The organism is Streptomyces sp. NPDC025806 (assembly GCF_055558275.1).
Genome location: NZ_JBVHMU010000027.1, coordinates 12,663 through 32,906, shown reverse-complemented (window position 1 = coordinate 32,906; position 20,244 = coordinate 12,663). Strand labels below are relative to the sequence as shown.

The 20,244-nt window shown below is 70.2% G+C and carries 19 protein-coding genes; 13 read left to right on the top strand and 6 right to left on the bottom strand.

Annotation, left to right across the window (positions count from 1 at the left end):
- Positions 1–40: 40 nt before the first annotated feature.
- The 5 genes from ACZ4E1_RS36690 to ACZ4E1_RS36670 form a co-directional block, all read right to left on the bottom strand.
- Positions 41–2,563 carry a helicase associated domain-containing protein gene (locus tag ACZ4E1_RS36690; protein WP_467547759.1) on the bottom strand — a complete coding sequence of 841 codons (2,523 nt, stop codon included), beginning with the start codon at positions 2,561–2,563 and terminating at the stop codon, positions 41–43.
- Positions 2,560–3,105: a sigma factor-like helix-turn-helix DNA-binding protein gene (locus ACZ4E1_RS36685; protein WP_467547757.1), complete on the bottom strand. Its 546-nt coding sequence runs from the start codon at positions 3,103–3,105 to the stop codon at positions 2,560–2,562. Before ACZ4E1_RS36685 ends, ACZ4E1_RS36690 begins: the two co-directional genes overlap by 4 nt.
- Positions 3,106–3,174: 69 nt before the next feature.
- Positions 3,175–3,780: a hypothetical protein gene (locus tag ACZ4E1_RS36680; RefSeq protein ID WP_467547755.1), complete on the bottom strand. Its 606-nt coding sequence runs from the start codon at positions 3,778–3,780 to the stop codon at positions 3,175–3,177.
- 365 nt (positions 3,781–4,145) lie between these two features.
- Positions 4,146–4,667 carry an NUDIX domain-containing protein gene (locus tag ACZ4E1_RS36675; RefSeq protein ID WP_467547754.1) on the bottom strand — a complete coding sequence of 174 codons (522 nt, stop codon included), beginning with the start codon at positions 4,665–4,667 and terminating at the stop codon, positions 4,146–4,148.
- Positions 4,664–5,923, bottom strand: a complete 1,260-nt coding sequence (locus ACZ4E1_RS36670; protein WP_467547752.1) for an XRE family transcriptional regulator — start codon at positions 5,921–5,923, stop codon at positions 4,664–4,666. The genes ACZ4E1_RS36675 and ACZ4E1_RS36670 overlap by 4 nt, the downstream gene beginning before the upstream one ends.
- Positions 5,924–6,272: 349 nt before the next feature.
- Between ACZ4E1_RS36670 and ACZ4E1_RS36665 the strand changes: the two genes are divergently transcribed.
- The 8 genes from ACZ4E1_RS36665 to ACZ4E1_RS36630 all read left to right on the top strand — a co-directional run bounded on the left by ACZ4E1_RS36665 (position 6,273) and on the right by ACZ4E1_RS36630 (position 13,303).
- Entirely contained in the window at positions 6,273–6,971 is a 699-nt protein-coding gene (locus tag ACZ4E1_RS36665; RefSeq protein WP_467547750.1) for a 2-keto-4-pentenoate hydratase, read from the top strand.
- Positions 6,972–6,994: 23 nt separating this feature from the next.
- The gene (locus tag ACZ4E1_RS36660) at positions 6,995–7,879 is read left to right on the top strand and encodes an acetylating acetaldehyde dehydrogenase (protein WP_467547748.1); all 885 of its coding nucleotides are present in this window, start codon (positions 6,995–6,997) and stop codon (positions 7,877–7,879) included.
- Complete coding sequence (gene dmpG / locus ACZ4E1_RS36655; RefSeq protein ID WP_467547746.1) at positions 7,876–8,892, top strand: 4-hydroxy-2-oxovalerate aldolase; 1,017 nt, start codon at positions 7,876–7,878, stop codon at positions 8,890–8,892. Before ACZ4E1_RS36660 ends, dmpG begins: the two co-directional genes overlap by 4 nt.
- Positions 8,889–9,752: an HpcH/HpaI aldolase/citrate lyase family protein gene (locus ACZ4E1_RS36650; RefSeq protein ID WP_467547744.1), complete on the top strand. Its 864-nt coding sequence runs from the start codon at positions 8,889–8,891 to the stop codon at positions 9,750–9,752. The genes dmpG and ACZ4E1_RS36650 overlap by 4 nt, the downstream gene beginning before the upstream one ends.
- Entirely contained in the window at positions 9,749–10,285 is a 537-nt protein-coding gene (locus ACZ4E1_RS36645) for a MaoC family dehydratase (protein ID WP_467547742.1), read from the top strand. The genes ACZ4E1_RS36650 and ACZ4E1_RS36645 overlap by 4 nt, the downstream gene beginning before the upstream one ends.
- A 22-nt stretch (positions 10,286–10,307) precedes the next feature.
- Entirely contained in the window at positions 10,308–11,486 is a 1,179-nt protein-coding gene (locus ACZ4E1_RS36640) for a GNAT family N-acetyltransferase (RefSeq protein WP_467547740.1), read from the top strand.
- Between the two features lie 104 nt (positions 11,487–11,590).
- Entirely contained in the window at positions 11,591–12,484 is an 894-nt protein-coding gene (locus ACZ4E1_RS36635) for an aminoglycoside phosphotransferase family protein (protein WP_467547738.1), read from the top strand.
- A gap of 63 nt (positions 12,485–12,547) precedes the next feature.
- Positions 12,548–13,303, top strand: a complete 756-nt coding sequence (locus ACZ4E1_RS36630; protein WP_467547736.1) for a PIG-L deacetylase family protein — start codon at positions 12,548–12,550, stop codon at positions 13,301–13,303.
- 182 nt (positions 13,304–13,485) lie between these two features.
- On the opposite strand, the gene ACZ4E1_RS36625 is transcribed toward ACZ4E1_RS36630, so the two are convergent.
- Positions 13,486–15,249 (bottom strand): pentapeptide repeat-containing protein, encoded by a 1,764-nt coding sequence (locus ACZ4E1_RS36625; protein WP_467547734.1) that lies wholly within the window; start codon positions 15,247–15,249, stop codon positions 13,486–13,488.
- 69 nt (positions 15,250–15,318) lie between these two features.
- Here ACZ4E1_RS36625 and ACZ4E1_RS36620 point away from each other — a divergent pair, with 69 nt between their 5' ends.
- The 5 genes from ACZ4E1_RS36620 to ACZ4E1_RS36600 all read left to right on the top strand — a co-directional run bounded on the left by ACZ4E1_RS36620 (position 15,319) and on the right by ACZ4E1_RS36600 (position 20,155).
- The gene (locus tag ACZ4E1_RS36620) at positions 15,319–16,050 is read left to right on the top strand and encodes a DinB/UmuC family translesion DNA polymerase (RefSeq protein ID WP_467547732.1); all 732 of its coding nucleotides are present in this window, start codon (positions 15,319–15,321) and stop codon (positions 16,048–16,050) included.
- 58 nt (positions 16,051–16,108) lie between these two features.
- Positions 16,109–16,411: a hypothetical protein gene (locus ACZ4E1_RS36615; protein WP_467547730.1), complete on the top strand. Its 303-nt coding sequence runs from the start codon at positions 16,109–16,111 to the stop codon at positions 16,409–16,411.
- 278 nt (positions 16,412–16,689) lie between these two features.
- Positions 16,690–17,325 (top strand): hypothetical protein, encoded by a 636-nt coding sequence (locus ACZ4E1_RS36610; protein WP_467547728.1) that lies wholly within the window; start codon positions 16,690–16,692, stop codon positions 17,323–17,325.
- 467 nt (positions 17,326–17,792) lie between these two features.
- A complete protein-coding gene (locus tag ACZ4E1_RS36605) occupies positions 17,793–18,191 on the top strand; it encodes a GNAT family N-acetyltransferase (RefSeq protein ID WP_467547726.1) in 399 nt (132 codons plus the stop codon).
- 197 nt (positions 18,192–18,388) lie between these two features.
- Positions 18,389–20,155 (top strand): hypothetical protein, encoded by a 1,767-nt coding sequence (locus ACZ4E1_RS36600; RefSeq protein ID WP_467547724.1) that lies wholly within the window; start codon positions 18,389–18,391, stop codon positions 20,153–20,155.
- Positions 20,156–20,244: the final 89 nt, after the last annotated feature.

The window sequence follows — 20,244 nt, the reverse complement described above, 5'->3', positions numbered from 1 at the left end:
GTCGCCGCCGGCGGCCTGAGCACCCCGGAGCACCATCGCCTCACTTTCCGTCTGCTCGGGGCAAGGAAGCCGACCGCGCTGAGGCCTTGCGGTCCGGCCAGGTGCCGGTCTCCCGGAACTTCTTGACCTTGGTGGAGATGTAGCTTCGGTGGATGCCCAGGACGTCGGCGATGCTGGACTGGGTGACACCCTCGGTGTCGACCAGGTCGACGATTGCCGTGCCGAGCTCGACGCCGGTCAGAGTGCGCAGGCGGGAGGCCTCGTCGGGACGCAGGTCCCGCAGCGGCACCTTGCGCCAGATCATGCCGCGGGCGTCGAGCTCGGCGCGGCGCTGGGCCGGGAGTTCGGCCATGTTGGTCTTGGTGCCGTTGTTGAGGTTGCGGTAGTAGGAGACGGTGGCGCCGAGGCGGTAGCCGGTTTCGTCGATGTAGGACTTCTCCACGGTGGCGAGGCTGCCGTGGGCCGCGGTGTAGCGGTCGCAGGCGGCGAGGAAGTCGTTCCAGGCGCGGTCGCTGCGGGAGTCGAAGACCATGCCGAGTTCTTCCAGGGAGACACGCTCGGCGGGGTCCAGGCGGCCCTTCCTGGCTGCGCGGCGAACCGTCTTGAGCCGGCTGCCGAGCGGGAACCCGTCAGGGGTGGTGTAGCCGACGGGGACGTCGAGGTGGCCGTGTTCTGCGGCGTACTGCTGGCAGTTGGTGTGGAGTTCCTGCCAGCGCAGGTCCCGGGTGTCCCACACCATGCCGAGGTCGTCGAGCATCCGGCGGATGGTGTGGGGAATGCGCCGGGCGCTGGTTCGGGTGGTGTTGACCTTGCTGCCGAGGCGGTAGCCGTCGGGGGTCTCGTAGGACTGGGGCACCAGCGTGTGGCCGAAGGTGTCACGGAAGGTCCGCAGTTCGTCGAGGAACCGGCTCCAGGGCACGTCGCGGCTGTCCCAGATCATGCCGATCTTGTCGAGTGCTTCGATGCGTTCGGGTCGCAGCCAGCCCTTGCGGCGGTGCTGGCGCGCGTTGGTGATCCACTGCCCGAGCTTGAAGCCGTTCTGGGTGACGTACGTGGACGGCACGTCGAGGTTTCCGTGCTCGGCCCGGTGGGTGCGGGCGTGTCCGTAGCCGGTCCACCATGCCGAGGTCGTCTGGCGCACCGTCAGGGCGGTCAGCTGGGCGAGCAGGGTGTCGGTGGAGCCGGGCGGCAGCTGGACAGTGATCCGGGCCGGGAGCTGGGGGTTGGTGGTGGTTTCGTGGGCGCGCTGGGTGTCGAGTTCGAGGCCGAGTGTCTCGTCGTGCGCGCGCAGGGCCCGCAGGACCTGCCACAGGGTGCGGAAGTCGCGCGGCTCGAGGTCGCCGATCTGTTCGGTGGAGTCGGGGACGACGATCGGGACGATCACGGTCGCGGTGCTCTGCTCGGTGGTGGAGCGGCGCAGGGCGCGGCCGACGGCCTGCACGATGTCGACCTGGGAGCTTTTGGGGTGGGTGAACAGCACGGCGTCGACGGCCGGCACGTCCACGCCCTCGGACAGGCAGCGCACGTTGGTCACCACGGTCCACTCGCCGGGCGGTTCGCGCAGCCTGTCGAGGATCTGTTCGCGCTGGGCGTGGGTGTGATCGCCGCTGATCCGTTCGCTGTGGACCAGGCCCTGGGGCTGCTTGTGAGGATCGAGGCGGGCGAGGGTGGAGGGCAGGGTGCGGGCGAATTCGTGGGCGGCGTCCAGGCGGTGGCAGAACGCGATGATGCGGCGCAGGCCGTGCTGGCGGGCGGCCTGCGCGAGGACGGTCTGGGCGGCCAGGGTCCGCAGGTCCGGGGCGCCGGGGGTTTCCACGTGCGCGTGCTGGTCGTCGGTGAGCAGGTCCAGCAGCTGTTGCTCGGTGACGCCCATGACGACGACGCGGTAGTCGTCGAGGTGGCCCTCGCTGATCGCCCGGGCCCACGGGTAGCGGTAGAGGGCGGGGCCGAACACGGATTCGTCCGACATCGTCAGCATGTCGGTGTTGTCGGCCCGGAAGTCGTCGATGCGTGGCGTCGCGGTCATGAACAGCCGGCGCCGTGCGGGCAGGAAGCGGTCGTCCAGGAGGCTGCGGGTTATCCGTTCGATGTGGCCGGCGAGGTGGTGTGCCTCGTCGTGCACGGCGAGCTCCGGGACGGTACCAGCGGTGCGCAGCGCTTCGGCGAGACGGTGGGCGGACAGGTAGGTCGACACGATGAGCCGGCGGCCGCGGGTGCGGCCCAGCCAGGTGAGGATTTCGTCGGGCTCGGTGGTGGTCTGCTCGGTGATGTCGCCGAGGTGGGCGGGCGCGTCGGTGACGGTGTCGTCGCTGCACACCGCGAGGACCGCGTCCACGGGGCAGAGGCTCTTCCACTCCTTGATGATCTGGGCGACGAGGGCGAGTGACGGGGCGAGGACCACGATCAGGCCGCTGCCGGGCACGAGCCGGGAGGCGGAAGCCGAGGCGATCAGGGTCTTCCCGGCCCCGCAGGCGGCGTGTAACTGGCCCCGGCCGCCGGCGGTCAGGCCGGCCGTGATCGCGTCGATCGCTTCTTCCTGGTACGGGCGCAGCCGCAGCGTCACCGGCCTTCTCCTTCGACGGTGGGAAGGCTGTCGGTGTCGTCGCGCTGGCAGGCGTCGATGACGGCGAGGGCCTGCACCCGGCTCCATGCCGCGCACACGCTGGCGAGGCGGGCCGGCTCGAGCGAGTTGTCGAGCTCGGCGTCCTGGACCTCCAGGGCGAGCATCCGGCCGGGCTGGTCGATCCACGTGACGTCGATGAAGGTGCCGCGCACGATCCACGCGAGCGCCTGCCACTGGGCCCGGGTGAGCGGGGTGAGCGCGGGCAGTTCGGCGGCCAGGAGCCGCTCCAGGGTGTCCGCGGGCAGGGCGCGTGCCGGATCGGGGGCGCGGCGGGCGCGGGCGATGGCCTGGGAGACGGTCTTCTCGGACACGCCGAGCTCGTCGGCGATCTCCTTCTGGGCGCCGCGGCCGCGGCGCTCGGCCTCCTGCGCGATGGCGCGGGCCTTGTCGTCGGCGCCGGCCGTCCGCTCGGCGGTGCCGAACTCGATCCGGGCGTGGGCGGCCTTGAGCCGTTCGTGGAAGTTGGACTGCTGCGGTGACACGGTCTGCTCCTCAACATGACGGCGGTGCCTGCCCCGGGGGAGCCTCGGGGGCAGACACCGCGGGCAAAGCTACTGCGCGGCGAGTTCGTCGCGCAGGTTCTTCAGGTACACGGGCAGGCCGTCGACGACGGCGACCTTGCTCTCGCCCACCTCGGCCAGGCCCTGGGTGATCTCGTCGGCGATCTCGTCGAGGCGTTCGTCCGTCGTGGCGGCGGTGATGCCGTACTCCTCGGCCTCGCAGCCGTTGACCGCGCCGTCGATGTCCCACTGCGCCACCAGGTCGTGGTCGCCGAAGGCGTCCTCACCGTGGCCCAGGAGCGCTTCGATCTCCTCTTCGGCGGCCTGCGCGTCGTCACCGAGCACGGCGACCCGGTTGCCCCGGCGCTCGTCCCAGGTCTCCTCCCAGTCGGCCAGGACCCGATTCGCGAACGGGGCGATTTCGCGCATGACACGGTTCGCGGCCTCGGCCGTCAGCACGGGGATGCGGTAGCGGCGCTCGAAGCCGTAGTAGACCTCGGCCGGGCTGCCGCTGCCGACGATCGCGTCGTAGTCGGCGCTCAGCGTGCCCTGCTCCAGGTCGAGTTCGATGTAGGCCGGCTGCGCCTCGGACTGGCCGCTGTACTGGCGGAACAGCTCGGTGGGGCTGGTGCAGTCGATGATCTTCACGTCAGTCACGGATACCCTCCGGTGTTGTCGGGTGGCTGCTGCAAGCCGCCCGGCGGGGTGTCCGAGGGCTCTACCCCTCGGACACCCGCAGACTACTTACCCCAAGGGGTAATGACAACCCCATGGGGTAAGTTCCGTCGGGTGGAGGTCCGCTGCGGCCTGTGAGAGCTGGTGTCAGCCCTCCGACGCCCCAGTCCCCTGTGAGCACGCACCGGCCTCGGCGCAGGTGATGGCCTCCTCCGCGTCGAACGGGTAGTTCTCGATCAGCGGCAGACTCCAGCAGAGTTGGCTCGAATGTGATCTTCCTGGGGCGGTTGCTGTCCTTGCCAGACCTCTGGCCACCGACGGCCGGTTCCACTCCCCGGACGTTCGACCTACGGCACAGGTGATCCGTTGTGGAGGTACCGGGCGTGGCCATCCGCGGCTGCTTGGAGGGCGGCGACCAGGCGTGGTCGGATGGGGCCGTTGAGCCGGGCAAGGGCCTGTTCGGGGCCGACGAACTCGGCGGCGGCGAGCTCGTCGTCGCGAGGGTGGAGAGCACGGTGGGGCTCCGCGAGAGTGCCCCCGTCGAAGATGAAGGAGAGCTGGTCGTCCCAGGGGCCGTGAGGGGCGACCCAGTCGACGACGAGGAGCGTGAGCGTCGTCAGGGACAGTCCGAGTTCCTCAGCCAGTTCGCGCTGTGCGGCGTCCTGCGGGGGCTCGTTCGCCTCGGCCATGCCGCCGGGCAGGTCCCAGCCGGGTTTGTAGGTGGGGTCGACCAGCAGCACTCGCCCCGCAGCGTCGCGCAGCAGGACGTCGGCGGCGACGCGTTTGCGGGCCTGCTTGGCGTTGCCTTCGGCAAGGTAGGCGTTCCACGCTTCGGGGTTGTCGGGGGTTGGGTGTGGTGCGGGCCTCATCCGGTGGGTCCTCCTGGGGGTGGCGGGATGATGTCGGCCAGGAGGAGCATTCTCGCTCTGCGGGCTTCGTCGAAGCGGGTCAGGTATTGGCGTACGGGCCTGTACGAGCTGTGGGGGGCCAGGAGCTGGCGGAGCGTGTCGAGCTGGCGGACGACTCGGACCGAGCCGAGCGTGGGGCTGGTGCTGAGTAGGTCGTGCCCGGCCTGGACGGCGGAGTCGAGGTCGTTTCGGCGTACGTGAATGTCGACGAGTGTGATGCGGCTGAGTGCCAGGGAGCGGGCGCGGCCGGCCTCCCGGAGCGCGATGGCTGCCTGGGCCTGGGCCAGAGCTGTGTCGAGGTTGCCGAGGTCGCGCCAGATGAGGGCGGAGTCGCTGGCCAATGTGGCGGCGTCGAACGGGCTGAGCCAGGGGTGCGCGGTGCTGGCCGCGGTCTCGAGGTCCCGTTGTGCGGCGTCGAGTGCGCGGGCGGCTGGTGTGTGTTGTGCAGTAGCGGCCAGGGCGCGGGCGCGCATGGTGTGAAGCCGGGCAGTGAGTGCGGGGGTGCGCGGGCCACGGGCGGCGAGTTCGAGGCCATTGCCCGCCCAGCTGACGGCGCTTGCGGTGTCGCCGGTGTGCAGGGCGAGGTGGCTGTTGCTGGCGGCGATGTGGGCGGCGAGCCGTAGGTCACCGGACGTTCGGGCGAGGGGGAGCGCCTGGACGAAGTGCTGGGCGGCCCGGTGGTCGTCGCCGGAGTCGTGGGCCATCCAGCCGGCCATCTCGGTCAGGGCGGCCGCGGCCGCGAAGGTGTGTGGGCCGCTGGCGAGGTCGACCAGGCGGGGGCCGACCTGGGTGGCGAGGTGCTGTACGACCGCGCGGTACAGGCGGCCTCCGCCGGTCTGGCGGTCGGCGCTGCGGAAGTGGTCGATGGCCGTCAGGTCGTCGCTGTCGGGCATGGGCTGGACGGCCTGCTGATCCTGACTGTCCGGGGGCTCCCAGGGGCGGCGGGCCAGCCCCAGCAGATGTCCGGGGATGCGGAAGGCGTCTGCGATCTGCTCGAACAGCGTCATCTTCTCGATACGGCACTTGCCGTTCATGTAGTCGTACAGGCGGCCCTGGGTGATGTCGACGGCTGCGGCGATGCGGCGCGTGCTGACTCCGCGGTGGTGGAGCAGCCGGAACACGGCGCCCATGTCCCGCTCGGAGCAGGCCCTCAGCAGGCGTTCGTCATTGAGGAGACCGGCGATGACCTCACTCGGCTTCGGTGACTGAACGTTCATCGGCAACTCCCCCGAGTAGCTGTGTGTTGATGCTACCCAGGGTCAACGCGGCCTGGGCGACTCCGTGTTGGAGTCACAGCGCGGGGTCTCCCGGCACCGGTCGCGGCGCGTTGACTGCTCTCAGCCCCTCGGGGCCGCTGCCCTGTCCGTGCACTCTCCCCCGAGGTATGCGGGCAGGGCGGCCCCGGACCTCATGCGCGGTCCGCCGAGCCCCGCGGTCGCGGATGTCTCGGCGGCCGGGCCACCGGATCTGTCGGAGGGACTGACGATGCCTTTGTTGCCGAGCGTCCTGGATGATGTGGCGGACGAGCTGGCGTCCGCGCGGCGCTTACGCGTCCCGTGCCCGACCGTGTCCAGCAGGCATCCCGAGGTCGGCCTCGATGATGCGTACCGGATTCAGGCGGCCAACGCGGGACGCCGGGTCCGTGCCGGCGCGCCCATTGTCGGCCACAAGGTCGGCCTGACCTCTCGCGCCATGCAGCGGCAGATGGGCATCGACGAGCCGGACTCGGGCGTCATCCACACCGACGCGCTCGCCCGCTCGGGCAGTCGGCTTCGCACCGGCGCCTACCTCGACGCGAGGATCGAGACTGAGATCGCGTTCGTGCTGGGGCGGGACCTGTCCGGTCCGGCCGGCCTCGGCACGGTCCGGGCCGCGATCAGCGAGTACTTCCTCGCGTTCGAGGTGCTCGACACCTCCTACGGCACCTGGGACATCACGCTGGTCGACAGCGTCGCTGACAACGCGGCCTGTGCGGCCGTGGTCACCGGCCCGCGGAGCCCGTTCGGCCTCCACACGGACCCGCGCGCGGAGCAGATCACCCTGTACGCCGACGGGATCCCCGTGGCCGCCGGCAGCGGGCGCGACATCCTCGGCGACCCCGTCGAGGCGGTGCGCTGGCTCGTCCACCGCCGGCCGCGGGTGAGGCTCCGCGCCGGAGACATCGTCCTGGCGGGCTCGGTCCACGCCAGCATCCCGCTCACCCCGCGCACCGCGTACCGGGCGGAGTCCTCACGTCTTCCCGACGTCCATCTGCAGGTCATCTGACCCTTCGTCCTACGGGAGCATCCATGATGCACACCAGCCGGCTGAGCACCGCCGTCCTGGGCACCGGCCCTCTGGGCCTGGACCTGATCGAACGGATCCAGGCCTCACCCGAGTTGAGTGATCCGCTCGTCGTGGGCCACCGGCCCGCCAGCAAGGGCCTGGTCCAGGCGGCCGAACTCGGCTGCGTCACCCGGTTCGGCGGCATCGAGGCCGTCCTCGACGCCGGACAGGACTTCGATGTGGTTTTCGACGCCACGAACGCCTTCGCGCACCCGGTGCACTGGGACAAGCTCGCCGGCACGGGCGCGACCCTCATCGACCTGACCCCCGCCACGACCGGAACGCTGATCGTGCCGACCGTGAACGGACACGAGGCGGCCGCTCACCAGCACATCGGTCTCGTCTCCTGCGGCGGCCAGGCCGCCCTGCCCGTCCTGCACGCCCTCGCCGGCGCCTGTCCGACCGAGGCCGTGGAGATGGTCGCCACGGCGGCCAGCGCCAGCGTCGGCCGGGCCAGCCGGCTCAACCTCGACCAGTACATCGACACCACCCAGCAGGCCATCCGTTCGTTCACCGGCGCCGCGAGCGCCAAGACCATGCTCAACATCTCGGCCGCGACACCCGCACAGGCGTTCCGTACGGCGATGACGCTCATCACCGCCGACCCGGCGCCGGCGGATCGCGTTGCCGCCCTGGTGGCCTCCGTTCAGGAGGAGATGACGGCGCTCGTCCCCGGCTACCGGGTGGTGTCCTGCACGAGCGAGGGCCGCACCGTCCGCGTGGTCGTCGAAGTCACCGCCACCCGCAACCGCATCCCCGGCCACGCCGGAAACCTCGAAGTGATCAGCGCCGCCGCGATCCACGCCGCCGAAGCACACGCCCGACGCCACACGGAGGCCGTCCGATGAACCAGCCCGCCGTGACCGTGCACGACTCCACCCTGCGCGACGGCCAGCACGCCGTCCGCCACCAGCTCGACGCCGAGCAGATCCGCGCCTACGCGTCCGCGGCCGACACCGCGGGCGTCCCCGTTCTCGAGGTCGGTCACGGCAACGGGATCGGCGCCTCCTCCCGGCAGGTCGGACTCAGCAAGCTCGACGACGACGTCATGCTGGCCACCGCCCGCGCCGCGATGCCCCACAGTCGGCTCGCCACGCTCATGCTGCCGGGCTGGGCCACCTCCACCGACCTGCGCTCCGCGGTCGACCGCGGCGTCGACATCGTGCGGGTCGCCGCCCACTGCACCGAGGCCGACGTCACCGAACGCCACCTCGGCGTCATCCGCGAGCTCGGCGCCGAAGCCCAGGGCGTCCTGCTGATGAGCCACCTGGCCGAGCCGGACGAACTCGCCGAGCAGTGCGCCCGGATGGTCGGCTACGGGGCGCAGGCCGTCTGCGTCTTCGACAGCGCCGGCACCTACCTGCCCGAGGACGTCACCACCCGCATCACCGCGATCACCGCCGCCGTCGACGTGCCGGTCGCCTTCCACGCCCACAACAACCTCGGCATGGCCGTGGCGAACTCCCTGGCCGCGGTCCGTGCCGGCGCCCGCGTCCTGGACGCCTGCGCCCGCGGGTTCGGCGCCGGAGCGGGCAACACCCAGCTCGAGGTCCTCGTCGCGGTGCTGGAACGCTACGGCCACCACACCGGCATCGACCTGCGCGCCGTGGCCCAGGCCGCGGACCTCGCCGAGCGCACCCTCATGCCCGCCCCGCCGACGATCGACTCCACCAGCCTCGTCTCGGGCCTTTCCGGCGTCTTCTCCGGCTTCAAGAAGCCCGTCCTCGCCGCGGCCCGGCAGGCGGGCGTCAGCGACTGGGACGTCTTCGTCGAACTCGGCCGCCGCGGCGTCATCGCCGGTCAGGAAGACCTGATCCCCGACGCGATCACCACCCTCACCACCCGAGGAGCCCGCGCATGAACACCGCACCCGCCGGCGCATGGCTGATCACCCCCGGCCACACCCCCTCCCGCTTCGCCGGCGCGCGCACCGCCGGAGCCGACGTCGCGCTCGTCGACCTCGAGGACTCCGTCCCCGCCCCGGCCAAAACGACAGCCCGCGCCACCGCCCGCACCTTCTTCACCCACCCCGGCACGACCGGCACCTGCACCCCGGGCATCCGCATCAACGCGCCCACCACCCCGGACGCGATCGACGACCTCACGGCCCTGCGCGACTACCCCCTGCGGCCGCCGCTCGTCCTCGTGCCCAAGGTCGAGACGCCCCGCGACCTCGACCTCGTCGCCGCGGCCCTCGACACCACCGACTACAGCCCCCTGCTGTACGCGCTGATCGAGACGCCCCGGGCGGTGCAGAACCTGAGCGAGATCGTGCGCTGCGACCGCCTGGCCGGGCTGCTGTTCGGCACCGCCGACTACGCGCGTGCCATCGGCTCCGCCCGCAGCTGGGAGCCGATGCTGTACGCACGCTCCGCCCTGGTCACCCACGCCGCCGGTGCGGGCCTGCCCGTCATCGACTCCCCGTACTTCGACCTCGACGACCTCCACGGCCTGCACGACGAAGCCGTCCGCGTGCGTGACCTCGGCTTCTCCGGCAAGAGCTGCGTCCACCCGCGCCAACTGCCGGTAGTGCTCGACGTGTTCCGCCCCACCGCGGCGCAGATCGCTCACGCCCGCACCGTCGTCACCGCGGCCGACCAGGCCGCGGGCGGCATCGTCCGGATCGGCCACCAGATGGTCGGCCCGCCCATGGTCCAGGCCGCCCGCGATCTGCTGACCCGCGCACGCACCAGCGAATCCGCACCGGAGGCCACCCCGTGACATCGCACCCGGCCGGGCCGACCGGCTACCGCAAGATCGCCGAAGGCCGCTTTCGCGAGAACGTCGGGCTCACCTACGACGAGTTGATCGAGGGCCTGGTCATCGAGCACCGCCCCGGCCGCACCCTCACCGACGCGGACAACGTCCTCATGACCACCCTCGGCGGCAACGACGCACCCCTGCACACCGACGCCCACTACAGCGCGCGCACCCCGTGGGGCCGCCCCCTGGTGTGCTCCAGCATCACCCTCCACATCGTCGGCGGCATGACCGTGCGCTCCACCAGCGGACTGACGATCGCCAACCTCGGCTTCGAGAACGTCCGCTTCCCCCACCCCGTCTTCGTCGGCGACACCCTCTACGCACAGACCGAGATCCGCCACCGCCGCCCCTCCCGCAGCCGGCCCGGCACCGGGCTGGTCACCTGCCACACCACCGGCCACAACCAGGACGGCACACAGGTCGCGGCCTTCACCCGCACCTTCCTCGTCCCGCTCGACGCCGGCGCGGTCCGCGAACGCACCAACTACTGACTGAACGAAGGGGCGAAGCACCATGGACGAGACGGCCCTGACCATCGTCAAAGCCACCACCGACGCGCACTGGCAGCAGTACGCGGACGTCGCGACCCGCAGCTACGGCCATCCCGTCGGCGACATCACGCTCCTGCGCCATCACGCGGACCTGCGCATCGCGCAGGGGGACGATCGCGTCGTCGCCGGCGGCCTCGGCCTGCACGGCCACCAGTACTTCGGCGGCAACCCCGTCCCCGCAGCGCTGCTGGGCGCCGGATGTGTCGCCCCCGAGCAGCGCGGCGGCCGCCTCTCGGTCCGCATGATCAGCGAACGTCTGGCCCCGCTGCAGGAACAGGGCGCCGTCCTGGCCACCTTGTGGACCGCGGCCACCGGCTACGTCCAGCGGATGGGCTTCGCCGCGCCCGCGCAGGTCTTCTCCTGGACCGTTCCCACCGACGAGCTGCGGCGCGGCTTCAGCAACGACGGCTACGACGTCACGCACGGCCGAACCCACCACTCCGACAGCCTGCAGGACCAGCTCGCCGTACGCTGGAACGGCCCGTGGAAGCGACCGGCGTGGTGGCAGACCTGGCAGCAGAACAAGCACCCCGGCCTGACCACCTACGAGTTCCACCACCCGGACGGCGGCCTCGGCGGAAGCCTCTGCCTCGCCCATGAACACAACGGGTCCGGCCCGCGCCTGGTGGTGCACGACTTCTGGGCTGCCAGCGCAACCGCCGCGGCCGCCATGTTCTCCTTCCTCGGCCGCCACAACAGCCGCATCCCCACCATCTACTTCCAGCGCACCGCCCTGCCCCCGGCTCCCCTGCTCCTGCACCATCTGCACCGCGCCGGCAGCGTCACCGCCCACGCCTGGCACCCCTGGCTCCTGCGCGTACTCGACCTGCGCGAAGCCGTCCGGCTACGCGGCTGGCCCCACGACACCGACGTCGACCTGCCCCTCGAGGTCGCCGACGACCAAGAGGGCGCAACCACCCGCTTCACCCTCCGCATCCACGACGGCAAGGCAGAACTGGAACCCACCCGCAGCGCCGGAGCCGTCACCCTGACCCGCGGCCAGTTCGCCGTCTGGTACGCGGGTGGCTACCGCAGCGCCCCCGCGGCCCTCCTCGCCGGAGTCCGCGGAACCCTCGCCGACGTCACCGCCCTCCTCCGCCCCACCTGGGACCACGAACCGTGGATGGCCGACCACTTCTGACACCGCCAATCCGGGGCCCACCCAGAGGCCGAACGCGCCGGGCCCGACGGTGCGTACCGTCGAACCCCCAGCCCGAACCCGAGCGAACCGGAGACACGAGCCGCATGAACCACCCCGCCCCGATCCCCACGTGCCTGTGGAACTGGCTGCTCCCCCACCTCCCCGGCGCTCGCACCGCCACGGACGTGTCCTGGGCACGGGGCGATTCCCGCGTGTGGCGCCTCTCCACCACCACCGACGACACCGCCGCATACGTCAAGATCAGCCCGAGCGTCCCCGACTACGAACGCGAGATCGAGGGCTACGCCTACGCTGCCCACGCCCTCGAACCACACCAGGCCCCCCGCGTCATCGCCGCGGACCCCGATCAGCTCGCGATCCTGACGACCCCGCAGCCGGGCAAGATCGTGCGAGGCCTCCTCCTGGACGAGGACCAGGAACTCCGCGTCCACGAGGCCGCGGGCCGCCTCCTGCGCCGCTGGCACGACCACTCCGCACCAGCCACCGACCAGGCCCGCGCCGCGATCCGCTCCGCCGCGCTCGACCAGGCCGACGAAGCCGCCGCATGCCTCAAGGCCACCCGCGACCGGCTGACCCCGGCCGAACAGGAACTCGTCGAGCGCGTCGCCCGCGACCTGCCCCACCTCGTCGCCGAACTGCCGGTCGTCTACCGCCACGGCGACTACGCCACCCGCAACTGGCTGTGGGACCGCAAGCACGGACACGGGATCATCGACTTCGCCATGGCCGGCCCCGGCATCGCCGCCGAGGAGTTCGTCTGGCTCCACAGCGCCCTGTGGACACCACGCCCCTCCCTCGCCGACGCGTACTTCACCGGATACGGCCGCGCGCTCACCGAGACCGAGCAGACAGTGCTGACCCTGCTGTCCGCCCGCCTCGGCATCTCCTACCTCAACGCCGGCCTGACCAAGCACGACCAGGTCCTCGTCGAACGCGGACACCTCGTCCTCGACCGGATGACCACCCCGCCGAACTGACCGCAGCCCCGGCCGCCCGCGCCGCCGGGTCGGCCGCTGCGCTGAGACCTCACGGAGGAGCCGATGACGTCCGTACTCGTCGTAGTGGCCCACCCCGACGACGCAGAGATCGCCATGGGTATGCGCATCCGCTGGTACGCCCTCAACGGCGCCACGGTGCGGATCCACTGCCTGAGCACCGGCAGGCCTACGCTGGACGGCCCGAACGACGTACGGCGCCAGGAGTGTCTGGCCGCTGGCGAGTTCCTGGGCGTCGAGAGCTATACCTTCTCGTCCATCCCTGACACGCGCTTCGTCGAGCACCGCGGCCGCATCAATGCCGAGCTCTTCGCTGTCTTCGACCAGACGCGTCCGGACATCGTCTACACCCACTACCCAACCGACCAGCACCTCGACCACAGCACCACGGCGCACGAAGTCACCACCGTCGCCCAGCGGGAAGTCCGCAACCTGAAGTACTTCCGCTCCCCCTACAGCACCGGGTTCGAACCGAACGAGTTCTTCATCGGCGGCGCCGAGCTACTCGAGGCGAAGGTACTCGCGCTCAAATGCTTCGCCTCGCAGACGCAGCTCGACATGGACGTCTTCCGTCGGCTCGCCGAGGTCGCCCACCGCCAGCACCTTCACCACAACGTCGTCGCAGGCTTTCCCCCGGGCGCGGAGTACGCCGAGATGTTCAGCGTCCACCGTCTGGTTCACGTGGCCGAAAAACCGGCTACGGCGAATCCCGGAGGCGGTGCAGATCCGGCCTCTGTCGACGCGCTCCGGCACGAGCTGCTGCCCGCAACTCGGCGATCGCCTGCACAGGGTCGCTGCTGAACGGCTTCTCTGCGTCCGAGGCCGGCGGCGAAGGCGTAGGTGCAGGGCTGCCTCGCGAGGTCGGGCCAGGCGGACGTCACGTCCTGTCCGCTGCGCGACTGGATCCGGCCCCCCGCCTTGGTCCACCACAGCAAGGCCCGGTCGCCGTCGGTCGCAGTTCAGGGTGCGGCCGTGCCGGCCGGTCAGCGTTTGACGCGGTTGCGCACGGCGAGGACGGCCAGGCCCAGCAGGACGGGTTCGGTCAGGCGGGAGGTCATCTCGATGTAGGTGCCGGCGGTGGTCAGGTCCTGGCCGGAGGCTCTGAACACCACCGAGTTGAGGGTGACGTTCAGGGCCTTCTCGAAGCGCTCGCTGGTGAACGGGTTGCCGGTGGGGTTCTGGGGATCGTCCTTGTCGATCTCGAAGGTGACCTTGCCTCCGCCGGCCGGGACGGTGCCGGTCGCGGTTTGTTTCGGGGTGTCCTGGGCGAGGCCGAAGGCCATCAGCAGGACGATGGTGAGGAGCATGGCGGCGCCGAGCCAGGTCAGAGCCCGGGAGGCGCGCAGTCCGTAGCCGGACAGCGCCCAGTACGCGGTCAGCAGACCCCGTTCACTGCGGGGGATGTCGTCGGCGTGGCGGCGCATTTCCATTTCCCCGTAGTAGAAGTCCGCGGCCCCCGGCTCGTGCTTGCCGTCCTCGAATGCCTTGCGCAGAGCCCGGTAGACCGGCGCGAGCTGCAGCGGGCCCACCCGCCCGGCGCCGAAGACCGCGACGTTCCAGCCCGGTGCTGCCCCCGGCCGGCTGGCACGCCAGTGGTGTTCCTCGGCCAGGACGCGCCGCTCGGTGAACCGCACAGGTGGCCACCGTCGCCAGTGAACGGCGGGAGGGCCCGTGTCGAAGGTGCAGGCGCCTTCCAGGCGGAGTTGGTCCAGGTGCACGGTGCCGGCGAACAGGCATCCCGACAGATCGAGGTCGGAGAGGACCAGGTGGGCCGCATCCACCCCGCGCAGCGACGCCACCCGCACCCCGGGGTCGGACACGCTGGAGAAGGGATCGTCGAGCAGTCGCTGTCCGTTGGTGCGAACGAACGGATCCGGCTCGGCGGCGATCGTGAGGGGGTACTCGAACACCGCATGGGCGAAGTCCACTGTGGCGTAGCGCAGACGGATCTCCGCTGTCGACGACCAGCGCGTGCGACGGCACTCCAGACGGCGCGTAACTAACGAGAGAGTCACCGGGCCGCCGAACCTCGCACCGGACAGCACAACCCGCCCCGCACATACCAAAGGCCCGACCCTGTCAGCTTCCACAAAGGTCGCCAAGCCGAACCAGGCATTGTGCTCGAAGGTCGCCGACCCGAACCCCGCGTCGCCCTCGAAGGTCGCCAAGCCGAACCAGGCACTGCGCTTGAAGGTCGCCGACCCGAACGAGGCACTGCGTTTGAAGGTCGCCGACACGAACCCGGCGCTGCCCTTGAAGGTCGCCGACACGAACCCGGCGTTGCCCTTGAAAGTTGCCGACTCGAACTCGGCGTCGCCCTCGAAGGTTGCCGATCTGAACGAGGCACTGCGTTTGAAGGTCGCCGACACGAACCCGGCGTTGCCCTTGAAGGTTGCCGAATCGAACTCGGCGTCGCCCTCGAAAGTGGCCAACGCGAACTCGTCGGCGATGTGCTCGAAGGTCGCCGAATCGAATCCGGCGTCGCCTATGCGCGAGCTATTGGTTGCCGGGTCACGGAGGGCGTTGAGCAGGGCGTTGAGGAGAGGCCGGGTGAAAGTTGTGCCCTTGTGGTCGATGCTGGCGCCGGGAGCCAGGCCGGCCAGGTAGGCGTCACGGTCAGCGTCATCCAGGTGAGCGAGGCACGCTGTGTGGCCAAGAACTTTGATGCCGCGGCAACCAACGGGGTCGGCAGCAGGGTCTGCGCCGCGTGCACAGTGCGGCCAGGTTGGCGGTTCGGGTGCGCTCATGGGGTAGGACTCCACGGTGTTCGGTGCCCTTATCGACGCCCTGGAGGGCGTCACGGTTCGAGCCCGACGATGACAGGCCGAGGTCTGGTCTCAGGCCGGATCAAATCGGCGATGGCACGGGGGCTTCCGATCAAGCGACCTCATCGCCGTGAACAAGGAGAGTTGGCCCGAACTCAGGGTTTGGCGAGGCGGTGGAGCCGACCGCGGTTTCCCGATGGCCTCTCGAAGCCAGCCGAGGGTCGGCACTATCGTCGTCCAGCCGGATACGTGCTGCACTTCCACCTGAATCGGGCTTGGCGCGTCGTCTGGCCGGTGCGTCCCGCTGCGTCAGCGGTCATCGGAACCCATGTTCTCGAGCGTCTCGCGCATCAACTCGTCGATGGTGCCCGGCTTGTCGGCCAGAGAGTCGAAGAGGTCCGCGAGCAGCCACAGCTCGCCGACAAGCTCGGCCGGCGCCTGCGTCGGGATGACGAGGTCTGCCGGAGCGTCAGCCTGACCGTCCACTACGCCGACCGATCCTCGACCACTCGCACCCGCACGCTGACCGAGCCGACCGCACACAGCCCTGCCCTCGCCACGGGGCTGCTCGGCCTGTTTGAGGGACTCGGCCTCCAGCGAGCCCGCGTCCGGAGGATCGCGGCGCGTGCCGAACAGCTCGCTGACGCCGATGTCGCACATCACCAGCTCGTACTCGATCCGGGCGACGACAGGGCGCACCGGCTGGAAGCGGCAGCGGACAGGGTGCGGGACCGATTCGGCAACGGCGCCGTCGCACGCGCCGCGCTGGCCCGGAGGAACTGATCTCTGCCGAACCAGGGTGATCCCGTATCCGATCGGCCTGATCATCAGTTAAGCGCTCATGGATCAGGACTTCTTGCAGCAGGTCTTCGAACGGGGCGGTGTAGAGGCGGTGACGGTGGCCTTGAAGGACCTCGCCGACCGCGTCACAGAGGATGAAATGGATGTGGCCGTGGACGCAGTGTGCAAGATCATCGCGGACGACACAGCCCGTATCCAGGTGCTCGGTGCCCGAGCGGCGGCCGCACTGCAAGCGCTCAAATCCGAAGTCGCCGACATTCAGTGGCAGATCAACATGCTGCACGGCTTCATGAGCGACCAAGCGCACGGCCCGGCCGGGGGCCCGCCCCAGACGGCACCCTGATCAAGATGCGCCCGCCTCGGAGCTTTTCCTAACCGGAGAGTTCAGCCCCTTCGACCCCTGGGCTGAAGGCGGCACAGGCCTGACCTGTGGCATGGGCACGCCTCCACGGTACGCGCGGTTGGCGGCGCCAGACACTCACTTGTGGACGCCGTGGACCTGGAACGGCCGGAGCCTTCGTACAAGCCCGCGGGTGGCGGCCCCTGCCCGTCGGCGAGTTGCTCCTTGCGACCCTCACCTATAGCCTTGAATCATTACTATCAACTGGATGGAGTAGCTCGATGCTGCCGACGGTCACACTGGAGCCCACATCTGCCTCCACATCAGAGGTCCTGCCCCGCGTCCAGGCCGCAGCAATGTTGAGCCGCTCGGTCAACACGGTGGCCAAGGTGGAGCAGAGCGGCTTCCTGCAGGATCTGAGGGCGACCAGCGTCGCTGCGCTGGCGAACGCCCCGGCGGTGGTCGTCCAGGCCGGCCACTTGCCTGTGCTGCGGACCGCGGCCGCCGAGCCGCCCCCTGCACAGGAGCCCTGGGACACCCGCACCTTCCGAGGAGCCGGCCCTCACCTGACCGACGCAGAGTTCCTCGAGGCGAGCCGCATGTGGTGGCGGTGCGAGCCGCAGGAGGTGATCTCCAGCGGAGTCCTGGCCGTGTCGGTGTCCGGGTGGGTCGTCGGGGTGCTCTCCGTGAGCGGAACCGACGGCTGCCGACGCTTCGGGAGAAACGAGATCCGCTACTCCTTCACCGGAGAGGTCGCCGGCCGGGTGGGCACACTCCATGATCCGTCGAGCTTTCGCATTCTGACGCGCGATCCGGCCCTGGCAGCTTTGACCCGCCAGCTTCTGGGCGCGGACGTGTCCACTGCACGGTCCGGCGGGCCGATCGCCTACCTGCGCCCGTCCGAGGCCGCCGAGTGAACGACCCTGCCCCGCACGCACTGTCCTAAGCAGAGCACGCACAGATCCTCGACACGCAGATCATCCCGGCCTGGACCAAGACCGCCGTCGCCCAGGAACGTCCGGTCCGGGTATTGGTCGCCGGGCCTCCCGGCAGCGGTGTGCACCGAGTTGAAACGGGTTCTGGACCTGCGGGGCGGCGCGGTGCTGGTCGGCCGCGACCTGTACAAGCCCGACCACCCCGAGTACGCCCGCTGCCTGGCGGAGGATTAGCGGACCGCCGGGCGTTGACATCGCTTACTTCATGGCCGCGCTCCCCCTGCCGAACGACCACACCGGGCCCTTCTGGCTCGACGGTGAGGACCGCACCCGCACTCGGTGGCGTGGCCTCGTCGAACAGCGTGCTGCCTTGATCGGAAGTGGGCTCTGAATCAGGAGCAGCGACCTGTCGAGCTGCTTGAGTTCTTGAGCTCTGCCAGTCACCGAGGATGGATTTCGTGGATCAGGTGTCGTCGTCATGGGCCGAGGCTCTGGCGGAGGAATTACGGACCAACTACCCGTGCGTGAGGCTTGAGCTGGGAATCGACCGTGGGCCGTTCCTCGTGGTGTCCTCGATCCTCCTGCCCGAGAGCGAGCGAGGGAAGGGACTCGGCACCCGCGTCATGGAACGCATCACTGCTGCAGCGGATGGCCATGGAGTACCGATGACGCTCACGCCGAGCGCGAACTATGGCGGGGATCCGAGCAGGCTCCTCACGTTCTACCAGCGCTTTGGTTTCGTCACGAACACCAGCCGCGGCGAGATGCGGGCTGCCAGGGAAGGCATGGTTCGCGTACCCCGCACACCTACGGACTTCGACGCGAGCTCACTGACCTACCCCTTGTAGCCCCACCCAAGTTGGGCGGCTGAGAGGAGGGGGCCTCGCTCCAGAGGGTGATCCCGCACAGCTCGTCACGCCTGCACGCATCAGGGCTTTGCCCTGCGGTCGGGGCAGCGTCAGTCCGGGCTTCGCGGCGCATGCCCGTGAAAACGCCCCCCACTGCTAAACATTTGTTTAGGCTTGTCGGTGTGAACCTACTCCGCATGCGCAGCACGTCTGCCGAGCTCGCCACGGTCTACAGTCCCTCGGACATCGCGCGCCTCACGGGACTCACACGCGGGCGCATCACCCAACTCCGCTCCCCGGGCGTTCCGGGAGCCCTGCCCGACCCCGATGCCGAGGGGACGACTCCGGAGCGTCCTTTGTGGCGAGGCGCCACTGTCGCCCGGTGGTGCGCGGCGACCGGCCGGCGTCTTCCTCCGCGTACGGCCTCGTGGCTGCTGCCCGGCCCTGACGGCCCGCACTTGCCCGCCGTCGAGCGCCGGTCCGTGGCCCTGCGCCAGGTCCCCGGCGATCCTGCTGTCGACGCCGAGACCCGCCGCGACCAGATCGACCTCCACGTCTCCCGCTACTGCGCACCCGCTGGCTTGGGGCCATCGGTCTGGCTCACGACCGTGCTCACCCCTGGAGAGACCTCACGTCTGCTCGGCTGGCCTCCGCACTGGCCTCACGGGAGCCCCTTGCAGGACCTGATCGTGCGCCTTCTCGAGGACGTCGACGCGTACCGCTTCGGCGCCGACGAGGTGGTCGGGACACTGGTGCTGCTTCCGACCGAGGCCGAACCCGGGTTCGGCCGGCACACCGGATTCGTGCGGACTCTCGACATCTTCGGCGCCGACCTGGAGGGCATCGGGCACCCGGAGCGTCTGCATGAACTGGTGCGCCGGACCCGGCAGCTGTCCGTCCGGGCGCCGGAGATGGCAGACCTCGTGGCTGCCCTCGGCCACCGGCTGCCCTGGTGGCCGCCAGGCTGTGCCACTCCGGTCTTCGTCGCCGCGTGGAACCCGCCAACACCCGTCTCCACACAGATTCCCCCACCCCTCGCATTCGCCGACGCCTTCCGAAAGCGCTGCAGCGCAACGGCCGCAACGCTCACGGGCGACCTTGCCCGATCTGTCGCCGAACTCGGCGAGTCGTACTGGGACATCGCGTCCGCGTCCTGGAGGCCCGGCAGTTCCGTGGACTACGCCGAGCTGCCCGAAGACTGTGACCCCGCCGTGTGGGACGTGGCCGTCCGCGTCGCATTGCCTCCGGCCCCACGCCAATCGGGCGGTGACTTCTGGGCCGGCCTGGAGTGGCTCATGGAGCAGGCGCCTTCCCTTCGCCTGGCCCGGGACGCCCGCGACGTCTTCCGTGACCCGGGCAGCGCCGGCATCGTGGTCCTCGACACCGCTGTCCTGCCCGCCCCCGTCCGAGACGGCCTGACCCATGCCGTCCGCCGAGCCGAGCGGAGCCAGAGCCTTCGCGCACTGAGCGTCCTGGAAGCGCTCGAGGAGCACCCCTCCGTGGCCGGCGGAGGCGAACTCGGCCACTGGCCCACTGCCGTGGGACCGTCCTGGTGCGCCACTTCCCCGACGAGTTCTCTGATCGCTCTGCACGTGCCCCGGCACAGCCCGCCGCCCTCCGCAGGGTTCATCGACGCGGTCGTGGTCGCGGTCAAGGAGAACGAGTACAGCGCAGCGCGCGGCGTGGTCCTGGTGACCACCGATCAGGACGAAGTGTTCGTTCTCCCGGAATACGGCACGGCTGCCGAACTTGCCGCAGTTGTCGAGCACTGCGTGTGGCACCCGGGCCGTAAGGTTCTCACCGTCGGTCTGGTTCCGAGCGCAAATGAACCGCTCGTCGATGCCATGGAAGGTCTGCTCTCCGCAGTTCCTCAGCCGACTGGGTGGCAGCAGCTGGCCGGACTCGTCAGCCCTGAGCCCAAAGGCGAGCAGCGCGGGTGCCACTACTGCCGGGACGGAGGCTGAGTTCTCCCGGTTGCCGCGTGCTCGAACGGTGCCCGGTGACACGTCTGCCCCTGGCTCACGGGAGACCAGGGGCAGACGAACCGATTCTT

Excerpts from the sequence above, each read along its gene's own strand:
- ACZ4E1_RS36675 (WP_467547754.1), bottom strand. The coding sequence starts at position 4,667 with ATGAGGCCCGCACCACACCCAACCCCCGACAACCCCGAAGCGTGGAAC.
- ACZ4E1_RS36670 (WP_467547752.1), bottom strand. The coding sequence starts at position 5,923 with ATGAACGTTCAGTCACCGAAGCCGAGTGAGGTCATCGCCGGTCTCCTC.
- ACZ4E1_RS36660 (WP_467547748.1), top strand. The coding sequence starts at position 6,995 with ATGATGCACACCAGCCGGCTGAGCACCGCCGTCCTGGGCACCGGCCCT.
- dmpG (WP_467547746.1), top strand. The coding sequence starts at position 7,876 with ATGAACCAGCCCGCCGTGACCGTGCACGACTCCACCCTGCGCGACGGC.
- ACZ4E1_RS36650 (WP_467547744.1), top strand. The coding sequence starts at position 8,889 with ATGAACACCGCACCCGCCGGCGCATGGCTGATCACCCCCGGCCACACC.
- ACZ4E1_RS36640 (WP_467547740.1), top strand. The coding sequence starts at position 10,308 with ATGGACGAGACGGCCCTGACCATCGTCAAAGCCACCACCGACGCGCAC.
- ACZ4E1_RS36635 (WP_467547738.1), top strand. The coding sequence starts at position 11,591 with ATGAACCACCCCGCCCCGATCCCCACGTGCCTGTGGAACTGGCTGCTC.
- ACZ4E1_RS36630 (WP_467547736.1), top strand. The coding sequence starts at position 12,548 with ATGACGTCCGTACTCGTCGTAGTGGCCCACCCCGACGACGCAGAGATC.
- ACZ4E1_RS36625 (WP_467547734.1), bottom strand. The coding sequence starts at position 15,249 with ATGAGCGCACCCGAACCGCCAACCTGGCCGCACTGTGCACGCGGCGCA.
- ACZ4E1_RS36620 (WP_467547732.1), top strand. The coding sequence starts at position 15,319 with ATGACAGGCCGAGGTCTGGTCTCAGGCCGGATCAAATCGGCGATGGCA.
- ACZ4E1_RS36615 (WP_467547730.1), top strand. The coding sequence starts at position 16,109 with ATGGATCAGGACTTCTTGCAGCAGGTCTTCGAACGGGGCGGTGTAGAG.
- ACZ4E1_RS36610 (WP_467547728.1), top strand. The coding sequence starts at position 16,690 with ATGCTGCCGACGGTCACACTGGAGCCCACATCTGCCTCCACATCAGAG.
- ACZ4E1_RS36605 (WP_467547726.1), top strand. The coding sequence starts at position 17,793 with ATGGATTTCGTGGATCAGGTGTCGTCGTCATGGGCCGAGGCTCTGGCG.
- ACZ4E1_RS36600 (WP_467547724.1), top strand. The coding sequence starts at position 18,389 with ATGCGCAGCACGTCTGCCGAGCTCGCCACGGTCTACAGTCCCTCGGAC.